Source organism: Providencia sp. wls1916 (assembly GCF_009706585.1).
GTDB classification, from domain to species: domain Bacteria; phylum Pseudomonadota; class Gammaproteobacteria; order Enterobacterales; family Enterobacteriaceae; genus Providencia; species Providencia lanzhouensis.
This window is the reverse complement of sequence record NZ_WLUL01000013.1, coordinates 176,673-192,436: the sequence shown is the minus strand read 5'-3', so window position 1 is coordinate 192,436 and position 15,764 is coordinate 176,673. Positions and strand designations below refer to the sequence as shown.

The window sequence follows — 15,764 nt, the reverse complement described above, 5'->3', positions numbered from 1 at the left end:
CAAAGAGGCAGTGAAGGGCATTTACAGATTAAAAACAATTACTTATCAATGTCTACGTTTTCGAAGTGGTGTTTACCTAATGGATCAACCACGTAGCCTTTTACTTCTTTACGCACAGGCTCAAATACGGTGGAGTGAGCGATGATCAGCGCTGGCGCTTGTTCGTTCATGATCACTTGAGCTTGTTTGTACAGTTCTACACGTTTGTTGTGATCAGATGTCATACGTGCAGGCTGGATCACGTCTTCAAAGCTTTGATTACACCATTTAGAGTAGTTAGAACCCTGTTTTTTCGCAGCACAGCTGAATAAGGTCGCGAAGAAGTTATCAGGGTCACCATTGTCACCAGTCCAACCCATCATTACGGTTTGAGGCTCGCCGCTCTTAGCACGTTTCAGGTATTCACCCCATTCGTAGCTAACCACTTTCGATTTAACCCCGATCTTCGCCCAGTCAGCTTGGATCATTTCCGCCATTCGGCGTGCATTCGGGTTATATGGGCGTTGAACTGGCATTGCCCACAGGTCAATTTCAAAACCTTCTGGGAAGCCCGCTTCCGCCAGCAATTTCTTGGCTTTTTCTGGATTATATTCGGTATCTTTAATCGCGTCGTTGTAACCCCACATAGTTGGTGGAATTAAGTTTTTCGCTTTTTGACCCGCACCTTGATAAACCGCTTGGATAATGGCGTCTTTGTTCACGGCCATTGACAGCGCTTGGCGAACCTTTTGGTTATCCAGTGGTTTCTTTTCAACGTTGTAAGACAGGTAGCCTACGTTCAGACCAGGCTGCTCCATTAACGTAATTTCTTTATCTGCTCTCATGCGCTCTAAGTCAGCCGGATTTGGATACGGCATCACTTGGCACTCATTTTTCTGCAATTTTGCATAGCGTACTGACGCGTCAGGAGTGATAGAGAAAACTAAACGGTCAATCTTCGGTACCGCGCCCCAGTAATCTTTGTTTGCTTTGTACAGAATGCGAGAGTCTTTCTGATACTGTTGCAGTTCAAAAGGCCCTGTTCCAATTGGGTTCAGGTCAACTTTCTCTGGAGTTTTCGCTTTCATCATTTGGTCAGCATATTCCGCTGATAAAATTGATGCGAAGTCCATTGCCATATCCGCTAAGAATGGCGCTTCTGGGCGTGTTAATGTGATACGAACAGTGTTGTCATCGACTTTTTCAACTTTGTCGATGATTTTGTCCATGTCCATTCCCATAAAGTATTCATAGCTACCGCCAGAAACTTTGTGATATGGGTGGTTTGGATCTTTTTGGCGCATGAACGTATAAATCACGTCATCCGCATTTAAGTCACGGCTTGGTTTGAACTCTTTATTGGAGTGCCACTTCACGCCTTTACGCAGGTGGAATGTGTACACTTTACCATCGTCACTGACTTCCCAGCTTTCTGCTAAGCCCGGCTCAATTTCAGTCGTACCCAGCTTAAATTCAACCAAACGGTTATACAGGGGGATTGAACTCGCATCATAAGTTGTTCCAGAGGTGAATAACTGCGGGTTAAACCCTTCAGGTGAACCTTCAGAACAATAAACCAGTGTTTTAGCCTGTACTGAGGCAGATACCGCTAAAGCAGCTAATGTTAAGCCTACCGTCAATAAACCTGTCTTTTTCATCGAGAGCGTCATTGGTAATGCTCCTGTGGTGTATGTTGTTTTATCGAATACTGAAATCCATCTTGAATAAGACAGATGCCGTATCTGTATTTTTTGTTATTCACTGTGCAATTAATCAACTGGAATACATTTCGTCAATAGCATTATTCACTGTAACAATTTCGCTTAAATAACATTTTTTGAATTATTTTGGTGTAAACATAGCCTTATATGTTACGAAAATGTTTATTTCCTAGCGGTTATAACCACAGAAACATTACTGGATAGATTTTTATAAGGACGTTAATTATTTGTATATTTGTGATTAAGTGCTGAATTACTGAGCGGAAATAGTGGGCAATACAAAAAACTGCAACATAAAACGCTAAATAGAATTCACATGAAACTATTTGTTAGCTGATTGTTTTGCATGTTTTTTATACTAAAAAGAATTATTGGCGGATTTATATATCCTCTTACCATTTTCAGGGAATCGCGGGGGAAAATACCAATCACATTATGAAGGCTGGTTTTGATAGCTAGACTTGTTTTGTTCTGAGCGCTTAGCTTAAAAGCAATGAAAAGCTTATTAATACGTAATGTGCATTAAATGATGCGTAATTGCGTAATAGTGGTAACTAAAAGGCGTTGGAAAAATGAGGGAGCTAGAAACGAAAAAACCCACCTCAATGAGGTGGGTTTTAGAATTTGGTCGGCGAGAGAGGATTCGAACCTCCGACCCACTGGTCCCAAACCAGTTGCGCTACCAAGCTGCGCTACTCGCCGAAAACGGTGTGAATAATACTGCCAAGAATGGGGATCGTCAACCCTATTTTTCGCTAAAACCGTTCGTATGCTGATAAAACCATCAAAATGGTATGGTTTCTTATTTTTACGTCTATTTTTGGATAAAAAATAAGCGCTAAAAATATTTTAGCGCTTATTTATTCCAATCACTGGGAAGGTCATATTTATGCAATTATTTTCTAAACAGAAAATAACTGATTAAAAATCAACCTATTGAAGCAGTGAAATATCTGCAACTTTTAAGAATAACTCGCGAAGCTGGCTTAACAGTGTTAAACGGTTATTCCGCACAGCAGGATCTTCATCCATCACCATGACATTAGCAAAGAATTCATCAACGACGTCACGTAAAGAGGCTAACTCTACGAGTGCTTCTTGGTAGTTACGTTCAGCAAACATTGGCGCAAGCTTGTCTTGCAGTACCACAACGTGAGTGGCTAATTTCACTTCTTCTGGCGTTTTCAGTACAGACGCTAACACGCTATCAGCGAGTTTCTCTTCTGACTTACTCAGAATGTTAGAAACACGTTTGTTGGCAGCTGCCAGCGCTTGTGCTTCTTCTAAAGAACGGAAGTGAGTTACTGCTTTAACGCGCGCATCGAAGTCAGCTGGCTGAGTTGGGCGACGTGCTAATACGGCTTGGATAGTGTCGATGCTGTAGCCCAGTTCTTGGTACCAAGAACGGAAGCGACCTAGCATGAACTCAACCACATCTTCCACGACATTTTTGTTAGTCAGTTTATCGCCATATAGACGTACCGCCTCTTGGGTCATTTCCACAAGATCAAGCTGATAGCCTTTTTCAACGATAATACGTAACACACCTAATGCCGCACGGCGCAGAGCGAATGGGTCTTTATCCCCTTTCGGATGCTGACCGATACCGAAAATACCTGCGAGAGTATCCATTTTTTCAGCTAACGCTAATGCCGCAGAAACATCAGTAGATGGCAATTCATCACCCGCAAAACGCGGTTGATACTGTTCTTTTAGTGCAAGTGCAACATCTTCTGACTCACCGTCATGGCGAGCATAGTGCATCCCCATAACACCTTGAGTGTCTGTGAATTCAAAGACCATGTTGGTCATCAAGTCACATTTAGCCAGTAAGCCTGCACGGGTTGCGTGATTTACATCCGCACCAATCTTGCTCGCAATCCAACCTGCTAACGCTTCTAAGCGATCAGTTTTATCACGCAGAGTACCTAGCTGTTGCTGGAACAGAACAGTTTCTAAACGTGGTAAGTTATCTTCTAAGCGCTGCTTACGGTCAGTTTTGAAGAAGAATTCCGCATCTGCTAAACGCGGGCGAACGACTTTTTCGTTACCGGAGATAATTTGCTGAGGATCTGAAGACTCAATATTTGCCACAAAGATAAAGTTCGGCATTAACTTGCCAGCATTATCATAAACAGGGAAATATTTTTGGTCGCCTTTCATGGTGTATACCAGTGCTTCAGCAGGAACTTCTAAGAATTTCTCTTCGAATTTTGCTGTTAATACTACTGGCCATTCAACCAAAGAAGCCACTTCTTCAACTAAGCTGTCGGTTAAATCTGCTTTACCGCCCAACGCTTGAGCAGCTTTTTCTGCATCGGCAATAATTGTCGCTTTACGCTCAGCATAATCTGCAATGACTTTACCGCGAGTACGTAAAATTTCTGGATATTGTTCCGCGTTATCAATTGTGAATTCAGCTTCACCCATAAAACGGTGACCACGGATAATACGGTCGCTCTTAATACCAAGAATTTCACCCTTAACAACATCGCTACCCAGCAGTAATGTCACAGTATGTACTGGACGTACAAACTGAGTTTCTTTATCTGCCCAGCGCATTAATTTAGGGATCGGTAATTTCGCTAGTGAACGGCTAACCATATCAATCAATAATTCGCTGACTGGCTGCCCTTTCATTTGTGCGCGATACAGTAACCATTCGCCTTTATCTGTGGTTAAGCGTTCTGCTTGATCAACGGTGATCCCACAGCCACGCGCCCAACCTTCGGCTGCTTTTGTGGGTTTACCTTCAGCATCAAATGCTTGGGAAATTGCAGGGCCACGTTTTTCAACTTCGCGATCTGGCTGAGCCCCGGATAAGTTTTCCACTTTCAGCGCTAAACGACGAGGTGCAGCAAACCAGTTCACTGCTCCATGAGCGATATCTGCACCATCCAATTCCGCAGTAAAGTTAGCGGCGAATGATTCTGCAAGAGAACGAAGAGCCTTCGGCGGTAACTCTTCTGTACCGATTTCCACTAGGAAAGTCTGTTGAGTCATGACAGCCTCTTAGTTCTTATGACACATAGGGAAACCCAGCGCTTCACGAGAAGCATAATAAGCTTCTGCCACCCCTTTAGTCAGGGTACGGATGCGTAAAATATAGCGCTGGCGTTCTGTGACTGAAATTGCCTTACGGGCATCCAGTAAGTTAAAGGTATGAGCAGCTTTTAAAATACGCTCATAAGCCGGAAGTGGCAGAGGCGTTTCTAAAGCAAGCAGATATTGAGCTTCTTTTTCATACTCTTCAAAGCATTTGAATAAGAATTCAACATTGGCATGTTCAAAGTTATACGTGGATTGCTCAACTTCGTTTTGGTGATAAATATCGCCATACGTGGTTTTACCCAGTGGGCCATCGCACCAAACCAGATCGTACACGCTATCAACGCCTTGAATATACATAGCAAGACGCTCAAGACCATAAGTGATTTCACCGGTTACAGGTTTACACTCCAGACCACCCACTTGCTGGAAGTAAGTAAACTGAGTCACTTCCATGCCATTTAACCAAACTTCCCAACCCAGACCCCAAGCACCCAGTGTTGGGTTTTCCCAGTTATCTTCAACGAAGCGGATATCATGGACAGTTGGGTCAATACCAAGTTCTTTTAATGAACCTAAGTACAACTCTTGGATATTGTCAGGCGAAGGCTTAATGATCACCTGAAATTGGTAATAGTGCTGTAGACGGTTCGGGTTTTCACCATAGCGACCATCAGTTGGTCGGCGAGATGGCTGAACATAAGCTGCTGCGATAGGCTCTGGACCTAAAGCGCGCAAACACGTCATTGGGTGTGAAGTACCTGCGCCGACTTCCATGTCCAGTGGTTGAACAATGGTACAGCCTTGGCGCGCCCAGTAATCCTGTAATGTCAGGATAAGACCTTGAAAGGTTTTGGTATCAAACTTTTGCATGTTAGATCCGCACGCGATACGTGAAATTTAAGAAAGTGACCAGTATACCCTTTGACCGCCAGATATACAGCAATGAATACGTCTGTAACCATTCTAAAAAGAAAAAAAATTAATTTCACCCCTTTAAAACTGTGTTTTTATACAGTATAAAGATTCTATTCTTGCTCACAAGCTGAACATAATTAGAAAAAGGATGAAAATGGAAACCTCACTCACTCGCTGTCATTGGGTCAACCAAGATCCCGAATATATTGCCTATCACGATAATGAATGGGGAAAACCCACCAAGGATAATCAAGAATTATTCGAAATGATCTGCCTCGAAGGCCAGCAAGCAGGGCTCTCTTGGTACACTATTTTGAAAAAGCGCCAAGGGTACCGAGACCTATTCCATCAATTTGATCCTGAAAAGATTGCCTTGATGGATGAAAAAGATGTAGAGCGGCTTATGCAAGACTCAAGAATTATTCGTAACAGATTAAAAATCAACGCGATTATTGCTAACGCCAAAGCTTATTTAGCGATGAAAAACGAAGGAATAGATTTTTCTACTTTCATTTGGGACTTTGTGGACCACCAATCTATTGTGAATAAATGGACGGAATCTGCCCAAGTTCCTGCGGAAACAGAACTTTCTAAAAACTTGTCTAACGCACTGAAAAAACATGGCTTCAAATTTGTAGGTTCTGTTACTTGCTACGCCTTTATGCAAGCCACTGGGATGGTCAATGACCACCTTGTAAATTGTTGCCAGTATCGATAAATCAAAATTTATCGATGGAACCTGAATATATAACAACACAAATAAACTAAGCTTGGTCAATAAGATAACCCAAAAAACTAATTTATTACCTATGTTTGACATTTTATATGAAAAAGAACTGTAATTAAGCTATTGAACTCTAGGTGGGGGCGCGGTATGTTGGAAATTCCATTAACAACCTAATAAACAAATGTGAATAAATACAATGAATTTCTCTAAATTTGGTAATAAATTTGCTAAGAATTCAGGCATTTCAGAATTAATGAAAGACTTGAATGAAGGTCTCAGAACCCCCGGCGCTATTATGCTTGGTGGTGGGAACCCTGCTCATATTCCTGAGATGGATAAATATTTCCAAGATCTCCTCGCTGAAATGTGTGCCAATGGGCAATTGACCGATACCTTGTGTAACTATGATGGTCCTCAAGGCAAAGATGCCATGTTGAAAGCGCTAGCAGCAACTCTAAAAGCGAAACTAGGCTGGGATATCAGCGTGAAAAATATTGCGCTAACAAACGGCAGCCAAAGTGCGTTTTTCTATCTATTTAACCTACTTGCTGGTCGCTTTGAAGATGGTATCTCTCGTAAAGTGCTTTTCCCAATTGCCCCTGAATATGTGGGTTATGCAGACTCTGGACTTGATGATGATCTTTTTGTGGCAAATAAGCCGCAAATTGAATTTTTGCCTGATGGTCAGTTTAAATATCACGTTGATTTCAACACCCTTGAAATTACTGAAGATATTGGTGTAATTTGCGTATCTCGCCCAACGAATCCAACAGGAAACGTGATCACCGATGAGGAAGTGCTGCATCTTGACCAATTAGCTAAGAAACATAATATTCCATTATTGATTGATAATGCGTATGGTGTTCCCTTCCCCGGCATTATATTTAGCGAAGCCACACCATTTTGGAATGACAATGTCATCCTGTGTATGAGCTTATCAAAACTCGGTCTACCGGGAACTCGCTGCGGTATTATTATTGGTAATGAAGAGTTGATTGGTGCCATCAGTAATATGAATGGCATTATTAGTCTTGCTCCGGGTGGTATCGGTCCAAGCATCGCACTTGAAATGCTACAGCGTGACGATTTATTTGAATTATCTCAAAATGTTATAGGACCATTCTATAAACAGCGCGTTGAAGAAGTCATTAAGATCATTCGCCGCTATATCCCTGAAGATAAATGCCTTATTCATAAACCTGAGGGCGCCATTTTCTTGTGGTTGTGGTTTAAAGACCTGCCAATTAGCTGTTTAGAACTTTATCGCCGCTTAAAAGCACGTGGTGTATTGATGGTTCCGGGACATTACTTTTTCCCAGGACTTGAAGAAGATTGGCAACATGCCCATGAATGTATGCGTATGAACTATGTTCCTGAGCCGGAAAAGATTGAGCAAGGGATTCAAATCCTTGCTCAAGAATTAGAAAAAGCCTATCAAGAATCTGAACGCTAAATCTAGCTGTAGGGTTAAAAAAAGCCCTTTCCATTGAGGAAAGGGCCAAAATTAGCGAGAACTCCATAATTGAAATCGAATATATTTGTACACGACAAATCTTATTCGCGGTTATTAAACCACTTTTTCAATATCAGTTATGGCTAGAACAAAGACCAATTACGCCCTTATATAGACGGATACTTTTTCTCCATATCTTATTCCTTCCTTTATTCACAATCATAATGCCCAAAATAAGATAGCTAATAACTGCGGCGAGATAATGCGTAAAAACATCGCTAAAGGATATACCGTGGCATAAGAAAGTGCCGGTGCTCCGCTGGTTGGATGGATATTATTTGCAAAAGCTAATGCTGGTGGATCTGTCATAGAGCCTGCCAATACACCACATAGGCTTAAATAATTCATTTTTCCGAAAATGCGTGCAACTAAGCCGGTGATAAACAGAGGAATAAAGGTAATTAATAGCCCATAGCCAATCCATGTGAGCCCATCACCTTGAATAAGAGTTTCAATAAAACTCCCTCCCGAATTCAGCCCGACAACTGCCAAGAACATCACAATTCCAAGCTCTCTCAACGCTAAGTTGGCACTTGGTGGCATAAACCAATACAGTCGTCCAATGGTACCTATTCGTCCAAGGATCAAGGCAACAACTAATGGTCCGCCCGCTAAACCTAGCTTCAATGCAGCAGGAAAGCCCGGTACAAATATCGGTAACGAGCCTAAAACAACCCCCAAACCTATTCCAATAAATACAGGCAGCATCTGGACTTGCTGTAATTTTTGTTTCGCGTTTCCAAGTATTGCTGTGACCGCTTCAATTGATTCAGGACGCCCAACAATATTGAGGATATCACCAAATTGCAGTACAGAATTGTTGTTTGCCATCAGGTCAATCCCAGTCCGGTTCAAACGAGTTACCACCACATCATACTTCTGCTTGAGATTCAGTTCTTTTAAACGTTTACTTAGTACAGCGTCATTAGTCACGACCACTCGGACAGAGTGCAATACAGAACTTGAAGTTGATAATGAAGCTTCAACCTCCTCACCAAGGATTAGGCGAACTTTATTTAAGTCTTCTCTTTGCCCAACAACATGCAGTAGATCTCCAAGATGTATTTCTGTCGTGGGCTGAGGCACCACCAGCATTTCCCCGCGTTTTAGCCGCGAGCAAACAATGTCTTCACTGCCAAGCATGGGAATATCTTGCATCATCAAGCCATCAAGATTGGTATTGCGCACCGCGATGTTCATCGTTTGCAGTGAGTCACGATGCTGAACGTTCGCACTATTAAACTCCGCGGCTTCTTTATCTACCGAGATACGAAAGATAATACGAACGAGCCACATCACCAGCAAAATACCGCAAATTCCCATTGGGTAAGCCATCGCATACCCCATTCCCATTTGTCCGACCAAACTCGGATCAGACCCTAAATCAGATAGAATTTGCTGCCCAGCCCCTAACGATGGTGTATTCGTGACTGCGCCCGAGAAAATGCCCAAAATAATTGGTAGAGGAATGTCTGCTATTTTATAGATAATAGCGGTAACGACAGCCCCTAAAATAACCACCATCAAGGCAAATCCATTGAGTTTTAAACCAGAAACACGCAAAGAAGAGAAAAAACCGGGTCCAACTTGTATCCCGATGGTATAAACGAAGAGAATCAAACCAAATTCTTGAATAAAATGCAGCATGTCATTATTGAGAGACAAGCCATAACTTCGCGCAAAATGCCCAACAATAATTCCACCAAAAAGAACCCCGCCAATCCCTAAGCCCACGTTGCGGATTTTCCAATTACCTATCCATAAGCCTAGTGCGGCAGCTAATGCTAATAAACTGACTGTAAGCGCTAATTCACTCATAGACCGCTATCCTTTTGACGACAATGAACCAAAATACGGGACATACGGAGTTATTACATTTGCAACTGAATCGATTGTGCCAAATAAACACAGAGGAAGTTGTGTGATAGAGCACAGTTCACAGCAATTCAATTATGCATTTTCATACTTTAGTTAAAAACAATTTAATTGCTAATTATTAACATCACCGACATAAAATAATACAAAAAAGAGCTATTATTCTGAGGGTATCTTAAATAATAATAGAGTTGCTCGATTGTGAATTTTTAGTTTTTAGTTATTATGATCTCTGATTAGGCAAAATTCATTTAAATGCAGGTCAACATATATATGCCAAGCTTGATTTTTTTTAGGTCGTTAGCATTTTCCACCTTATTAACTCTTACATTAAGTGGGTGCTCCAGTATTATGACTCATGCTGGCCCTACTGATAGCTATTATCCTGGGACAAAAAATAGCGTTGATATGCTGCAGCATGAAGATACCGGCTGGGTAGTTAAGCCGTTGCTGGTTATTGATTTACCATTTACTGCACTCATGGATACATTATTAATTCCGATGGATTATATGCATTCAAACGGCTCACAAGAGGCAGATTCACCAAAAAAACGTGTAGAACAACTTGATAAACAGCGACTTGATAAACAACAGCCAAAGAACCCTCAATAATTTTCCTATATAAAAGTAGCTTATTGATGCTCTAATCAAGAATATAATACTTAAAATATAATTAATATTATTAACTTAATTTAGGTTAATAAATCCTTTATCTTACTGACCAAATTTCCATCTTTTTTAATCTATTCTATTAACCCACCGCTTATTAATTTTAAATCAATATACATGAATCAAATATTGAGCATTTAATTTAATGATTACTTAAGCCCTCTTTTTTTGAAGAATAAAAAGATGAATACCCACCTTTTTATTCTTCATGAGTGTTATTCCAGATAAACTTTAATTAGACAACCCTGTTTCAACAATATAAATCTGTCTAAACCCATTAATATCTCGCATAAATGCTACAAATTTATCATTTGGAGAAAAGACAACAGCATCTGCGACAGGGGCTATTTCTGTTCTCTGAGTTAACCGTTCTAAATCTCCAGTCGCCACATGGCAACGTACAACGCTATTGTCATACACAAAGCAGAGATACTCACCAGTTTTATTCCAACTAAATGCAGACTGAATTGAAAACTTGCCAAATGTCACCTGAGTGAGTACTCCTGTTGCCGTTGCCACCAACCATAATTGCACAATGCCATGATCATCATGCATCAAACAGGCGATTAATTCGCCATTTGGTGAAGTACGCAACCAGTGTCTTGGCTGTTTCGCTAGCCCTGGAAACTTCCGATGATGTGTATACGTTAAACGCCTTTGTTTCACACCCTTAGGCGGCGCTGGCATGGTTTTTTCGGTACCTTGCAGAGGTTCATCGCCTTGGATTTTGAATTCATTTGGATCTTCAGGTAAATCAACTAAGTAAACTTCAGGGACCACGTCACCATTTTGATGATGCGTATCTCCAATAAACGCTAATGCACGTCGTTGCCACTGGCCTTGTTGATTCATATAACCACGTTGACCAACCCACCCCTCTTCATAGGCTCGGCTAATCTCGTCGCTATTCGGAGTTGGCATCAAAGTTGTCTTCGTCACAACACTACAGAAAAAATCGCCGCTATATTCTCTTTCATGACCAATAGGTTCAATGGTCACTGCGCCTGCAGGTACGGCAACAGCCACATTGCGTTGGTCTAATTGAAGATCGATCTCATGCAAAACATGGTCATTATAGGTAAAGCTCAACCACTTCCCATCAGGGCTAAAAACATGAACATGTGTTCCACCTCTGAGCGCACCCGCCATATAAGGTGGCGTAATGCACATTGCATCAATCGGATGCGCAATACCGAGTTGGCAGTCATCAACGTAAACACCTCGGCGATGATGGAAATCATACTGCCAAGACTCATCGGGATATTCTGGACCCTGAATAAAAGCATAACGAGGCGGATTTTCAGCGCTTACAGTGACTACGCCAACATGGGCACCATACAATCCTCGATAAATTTCTACTTTTTGATGGGTAATAACATGAATTTTTTCTATGGTTTGCCCGGTAAATGAACTGCCAATTGGTCGAACATCATAAGCTAACCACTGGCTATCTGGTGTCCAAACATTAATATTTGTAAGCTGATGACTTCGCGAATCATCAGTAATACACATTTCTTTATAAGGCATTTTATTGCTCAATCTGTTATCCTTTGACATCATTTAACATAGGCTATCGGATTACTTTAACTAATCAATTCTTTAAGAGAATAAAAAATCTCAGTCGAGAAGTTTCACAAGTAATATTACCCTTAGACAATCACTATAGTATTGAATAAAACCATCATGTTATTAAGTGTTCTCTATATTATTGGTATTACTGCCGAAGCCATGACAGGCGCTTTAGCTGCTGGACGCCGTAAAATGGATGTCTTTGGCGTCATTATTATTGCTTCTGCAACCGCCATCGGCGGTGGCTCTGTCCGTGATATTCTACTCGGTCACTACCCTCTAGGTTGGGTTGCCCACCCCGAATACATCATGACCGTGGCAGGTGCTGCCATTGTCACCATCTGGATAGCACCGATGATGAAACACCTTCGCCGGCTCTTCTTAATACTTGATGCGATTGGCTTAATCGTCTTCTCTATTCTTGGTGCCCAAATAGCCCTCGATATGAATTATAGCCCTATTATTGCCGCCATTGCTGCTGTAGTTACCGGTGTATTTGGCGGTGTACTTCGTGACATGCTGTGTAACACCATCCCTCTGGTTTTCCAAAAAGAAGTCTACGCGGGCGTCTCTTTTGCTGCCGCATGGTTATATATCGGCTTGCTGTATACACCACTCCCTAAAGATATCGTGGTTATTATCACGTTGGTCGCAGGTTTAAGTGCCAGGCTGCTTGCCATCCGCTACCGTTTGGGATTACCTATTTTTAATTACGAAAGCCAAGATTAACCAAAACTGATTTTCCTATCAGCCATTCGTTTAACCGCTAATGGCTGAGATCTAGCTTCTGCAAAGTATACAGTTCCTGCAAAGTGTATAGCGCCTTCTGAATTTCAGGCTCTGCCAACCAGTACTTTAATGCCTGCTTCCGCTTTTCAGATAAACCTAGCGACTCCACAGTCTCTTGTTCACTCAATTCTTCTATCGTGGATATCTTGTTTAGATGTTTAATTTCTAAAGGAATTCCGAACCCTTTCAACCAATTTGTTATTGGCTGCATAGATGTCTTTTGTAACTGGCTAAGCGCATTTGCCGTTTTCTTATTCTTAGGTAATGAATCTTGCCAATGAGGAGAAAGCCAACCAAGCAACGTTGAGAGTCCATATTGCTCTACCCATATCTTCCATGTCTTTTCGCCCACCCCGCGAATCTTTAATTGTTTACCTAGCCAAGCTAGGCGAGCAACAAATTGGGGAGCACAATCTGGTGTGTATGCTAAACAGCTCAATGAATGAAAGTTTTCGAGAGAGGATGTGTTCGGATGCAACCTAGGCTCTCGCCGCCAAATGACTTTTTCCATAAATGGCGTCCCATGTCCTGATAACGTTAACTGGATTTTATCCCCAACTAACACATCTTTTTGTTTCCAGGAATTGAGCGAACCAATGCGGATTTTACTCACTTTTTTATCATCGATTGTGACGGGTTCAATGTTAGCAATCACATTCACAGCCCCTGATCTCCCTACCCGAAAAGTTAAATTAATAACCTCTGAGACCACACTTTTTAGCGGGTATTTCCATGCTACACTCCAACTGTTTTGGTTTGCTCGCCAAGCCGATGACGGCGGTGGTGGAAAGCTTTTCAAAACGATACCATCGGTTGCAAATGGCATCGGCGCTGAATAATAATGGTCACGCCACTTGGCTGCTGATTGATAGTCAGAGATTGGATGGCTATATTGTTGTACCCAATCAAATCCTAGCCTCTTTAATTCACTCAATTGACGATTCATAGCGACAGAGTTATCAGACCATGCCCAAATAAAAATGCTGATATCATCCGTGACTTGTGTAGGTAGCTCCTTGCGCATCAGCCAACCCGCAATTTTACTCCGTGCATTTTTTCCACCATCCACATTTTGTACATGTCCATTGAGTCTCCAAAATAATTCACCCTGTAAAACAAGAGGTTGCTTCGCTGAAATAGTTTTGGGGATAGCTTGAATAAAGTCGGCTTTATCTCGCCAATTAAGCCCTTCATTCCCATTGCCCCGGCTAATCATTGACACTAAACGTCCATTTTCATAGTGCAGCGTCACCGCAACACCATCGACTTTAGGTTGCAACCAAACTTCATTACGAGCCTTTATCCATGCTGCTATTTCTTCTGATTTTAATTTTTTCAATCCCGTATGGGGTATGGGATGCTTTATTAATCGTTCAGTTTTAGACTGTAACGGTTGTACTAGAGTGTCAGGTAAATTTTGACAGCGCTGCCCCTGCTGCCACTTCGCCAAAAGTTGGTCATAAACCTCGTCACTCACACCGCTCACACCGCCAATCTGATATTGCCTGTCCCACTCTTGTAGCTGCTCTCCCAGCCGCCGCTGCTCCATTCTTGTTAATTCATTATCTAATGAGCGGCATGCTTTTGGAGAATCTACGGTTTCCGCACCATAGCCTATTGAAATAACAGATTGAAGTAATAGGCAGAACCAACCAAATTTCCAGAGTTTCCTGACTGAAAAATAATGCATAATGTCCCTATTATATTTAAGTTTAAACCATGTTCCGAACCGCTATGTGTTGCATTGCATTCTGAGTCAATAAATCAAGGGTAGCAGCAGGCAATGCCGTTAATTGCATAGCGCTTCGCAAAACAGATGGTATTTTCATTAAGTTAAATTTATTTTCTGGAAGGCGTTCACAATTTTCCAATAACCAAAACTTTTTTACTCTTATTTCATGGTTAATTGATATCGCTGCATGTTGTCTTAAGTACGTGTATACTATGTAGGGTTTATCACTATCTTTTATGTCTAACCCACAAATATTCAAGAAATCATCATGATACAAGGCACGTTATATATTCTCTCTGCTCCTAGTGGCGCAGGTAAGTCCAGTCTTATCCAAGCATTACTGAAGACACAACCGTTGTATGACACTCAAGTTTCTGTTTCTCATACAACTCGAGCTGCACGCCCAGGCGAAATTCATGGCGAGCATTACTTCTTTGTTTCTGAAGCTGAATTTCTTCAGATGGTTGAGAACAATGACTTTTTAGAGCATGCCTGTGTTTTCGGTAACTACTACGGCACCTCAAAACCCATTATTGAGGAAGTCTTAAATAGTGGCGTGGATGTGTTTCTCGATATTGACTGGCAAGGTGCTCAGCAAATTCGCGCGAAAATGCCAGAGGCACGTAGTATTTTTATTCTACCGCCATCAAAAGATGAGTTATATCGCCGTCTGCGTGGTCGTGGTCAAGATAGTGATGAAGTCATTGAAAAGCGCATGTCACAAGCAGTTGGCGAAATTGAGCATTACAATGAATACGATTACGTCATTGTAAACGACGATTTCAACACCGCACTGAGCGATTTACAATCTATCATGCGTGCTGAGCGCTTGAGATTAGGTCGCCAAGTCCAGCGACATGATGCTTTAATCAGCAAATTACTAGCAGACTGAGAATAGTTTCAGTATCATATCAGGTCATTTTTTTATTTCTTTGGAGTAGCACACTTATGGCACGCGTAACTGTTCAAGACGCAGTAGAAAAAATTGGTAACCGTTTTGACCTCGTACTGGTCGCAGCACGTAGAGCTCGTCAGTTACAAACTGGTGGTAAAGATCCTTTAGTTCCAGAAGAAAACGATAAGCACACTGTTATCGCGCTACGTGAAGTAGAAGAAGGTTTAATTAACGGTCACATTTTGGATGTGCGTGAACGCCAAGAACAGCAAGAGCAAGAAGCCGCTGAAATGCAGGCAGTTTCTGCGATCGCTGAAGGTCGTCGCTAA

At 41.7% G+C, this 15,764-nt stretch carries 12 protein-coding genes and 1 tRNA gene; 6 read left to right on the top strand and 7 right to left on the bottom strand.

Features of this window, described 5'->3' with window-relative positions:
* Nucleotides 1-38: 38 nt before the first annotated feature.
* The 4 genes from dppA to glyQ all read right to left on the bottom strand — a co-directional run bounded on the left by dppA (nt 39) and on the right by glyQ (nt 5,621).
* Nucleotides 39-1,649, bottom strand: a complete 1,611-nt coding sequence (dppA, locus tag GKR61_RS08995) for a dipeptide ABC transporter periplasmic-binding protein DppA (RefSeq protein ID WP_108478735.1) — start codon at nt 1,647-1,649, stop codon at nt 39-41.
* A 676-nt stretch (nt 1,650-2,325) separates the two neighbouring features.
* A tRNA-Pro gene (locus GKR61_RS08990) sits at nt 2,326-2,402 on the bottom strand.
* Nucleotides 2,403-2,633: 231 nt separating this feature from the next.
* Complete coding sequence (gene glyS, locus GKR61_RS08985) at nt 2,634-4,703, bottom strand: glycine--tRNA ligase subunit beta (protein ID WP_036948602.1); 2,070 nt, start codon at nt 4,701-4,703, stop codon at nt 2,634-2,636.
* 9 nt (nt 4,704-4,712) lie between these two features.
* Nucleotides 4,713-5,621, bottom strand: a complete 909-nt coding sequence (gene glyQ, locus GKR61_RS08980) for a glycine--tRNA ligase subunit alpha (protein WP_006659589.1) — start codon at nt 5,619-5,621, stop codon at nt 4,713-4,715.
* A gap of 199 nt (nt 5,622-5,820) precedes the next feature.
* Here glyQ and GKR61_RS08975 point away from each other — a divergent pair, with 199 nt between their 5' ends.
* Both GKR61_RS08975 and GKR61_RS08970 read left to right on the top strand, forming a co-directional pair.
* Entirely contained in the window at nt 5,821-6,384 is a 564-nt protein-coding gene (locus GKR61_RS08975) for a DNA-3-methyladenine glycosylase I (protein ID WP_108478733.1), read from the top strand.
* A 205-nt stretch (nt 6,385-6,589) separates the two neighbouring features.
* On the top strand, nt 6,590-7,846 hold the full coding sequence (locus GKR61_RS08970; protein WP_154637302.1) for a valine--pyruvate transaminase: 1,257 nt from the start codon (nt 6,590-6,592) through the stop codon (nt 7,844-7,846).
* Nucleotides 7,847-8,065: 219 nt separating this feature from the next.
* On the opposite strand, the gene GKR61_RS08965 is transcribed toward GKR61_RS08970, so the two are convergent.
* A complete protein-coding gene (locus GKR61_RS08965) occupies nt 8,066-9,724 on the bottom strand; it encodes a putative transporter (RefSeq protein ID WP_036948594.1) in 1,659 nt (552 codons plus the stop codon).
* A gap of 312 nt (nt 9,725-10,036) precedes the next feature.
* Here GKR61_RS08965 and GKR61_RS08960 point away from each other — a divergent pair, with 312 nt between their 5' ends.
* Entirely contained in the window at nt 10,037-10,393 is a 357-nt protein-coding gene (locus GKR61_RS08960; protein ID WP_336426618.1) for a YceK/YidQ family lipoprotein, read from the top strand.
* Nucleotides 10,394-10,681: 288 nt separating this feature from the next.
* Here GKR61_RS08960 and GKR61_RS08955 read toward each other — a convergent pair whose 3' ends face one another.
* Nucleotides 10,682-12,010 carry a DUF3748 domain-containing protein gene (locus GKR61_RS08955; RefSeq protein ID WP_195848359.1) on the bottom strand — a complete coding sequence of 443 codons (1,329 nt, stop codon included), beginning with the start codon at nt 12,008-12,010 and terminating at the stop codon, nt 10,682-10,684.
* A 123-nt stretch (nt 12,011-12,133) separates the two neighbouring features.
* On the opposite strand from GKR61_RS08955, the gene GKR61_RS08950 reads away from it, so the two are divergent.
* The gene (locus GKR61_RS08950) at nt 12,134-12,748 is read left to right on the top strand and encodes a trimeric intracellular cation channel family protein (protein WP_036948588.1); all 615 of its coding nucleotides are present in this window, start codon (nt 12,134-12,136) and stop codon (nt 12,746-12,748) included.
* 37 nt (nt 12,749-12,785) lie between these two features.
* Here GKR61_RS08950 and ligB read toward each other — a convergent pair whose 3' ends face one another.
* Entirely contained in the window at nt 12,786-14,498 is a 1,713-nt protein-coding gene (gene ligB, locus GKR61_RS08945) for an NAD-dependent DNA ligase LigB (protein WP_154639736.1), read from the bottom strand.
* A 310-nt stretch (nt 14,499-14,808) separates the two neighbouring features.
* Here ligB and gmk point away from each other — a divergent pair, with 310 nt between their 5' ends.
* Together gmk and rpoZ are read left to right on the top strand one after the other, a co-directional pair.
* Nucleotides 14,809-15,432, top strand: a complete 624-nt coding sequence (gmk, locus tag GKR61_RS08940) for a guanylate kinase (protein WP_036948585.1) — start codon at nt 14,809-14,811, stop codon at nt 15,430-15,432.
* A gap of 56 nt (nt 15,433-15,488) precedes the next feature.
* Nucleotides 15,489-15,764, top strand: coding sequence for a DNA-directed RNA polymerase subunit omega (rpoZ, locus tag GKR61_RS08935; protein WP_006659598.1), 276 nt, complete (start codon nt 15,489-15,491; stop codon nt 15,762-15,764).

Coding starts and splice junctions, on each gene's coding strand:
- dppA (WP_108478735.1), bottom strand. CDS start 1,649: ATGACGCTCTCGATGAAAAAGACAGGTTTATTGACGGTAGGCTTAACA.
- glyS (WP_036948602.1), bottom strand. CDS start 4,703: ATGACTCAACAGACTTTCCTAGTGGAAATCGGTACAGAAGAGTTACCG.
- glyQ (WP_006659589.1), bottom strand. CDS start 5,621: ATGCAAAAGTTTGATACCAAAACCTTTCAAGGTCTTATCCTGACATTA.
- GKR61_RS08975 (WP_108478733.1), top strand. CDS start 5,821: ATGGAAACCTCACTCACTCGCTGTCATTGGGTCAACCAAGATCCCGAA.
- GKR61_RS08970 (WP_154637302.1), top strand. CDS start 6,590: ATGAATTTCTCTAAATTTGGTAATAAATTTGCTAAGAATTCAGGCATT.
- GKR61_RS08965 (WP_036948594.1), bottom strand. CDS start 9,724: ATGAGTGAATTAGCGCTTACAGTCAGTTTATTAGCATTAGCTGCCGCA.
- GKR61_RS08960 (WP_336426618.1), top strand. CDS start 10,037: ATGCAGGTCAACATATATATGCCAAGCTTGATTTTTTTTAGGTCGTTA.
- GKR61_RS08955 (WP_195848359.1), bottom strand. CDS start 12,010: ATGATGTCAAAGGATAACAGATTGAGCAATAAAATGCCTTATAAAGAA.
- GKR61_RS08950 (WP_036948588.1), top strand. CDS start 12,134: ATGTTATTAAGTGTTCTCTATATTATTGGTATTACTGCCGAAGCCATG.
- ligB (WP_154639736.1), bottom strand. CDS start 14,498: ATGCATTATTTTTCAGTCAGGAAACTCTGGAAATTTGGTTGGTTCTGC.
- gmk (WP_036948585.1), top strand. CDS start 14,809: ATGATACAAGGCACGTTATATATTCTCTCTGCTCCTAGTGGCGCAGGT.
- rpoZ (WP_006659598.1), top strand. CDS start 15,489: ATGGCACGCGTAACTGTTCAAGACGCAGTAGAAAAAATTGGTAACCGT.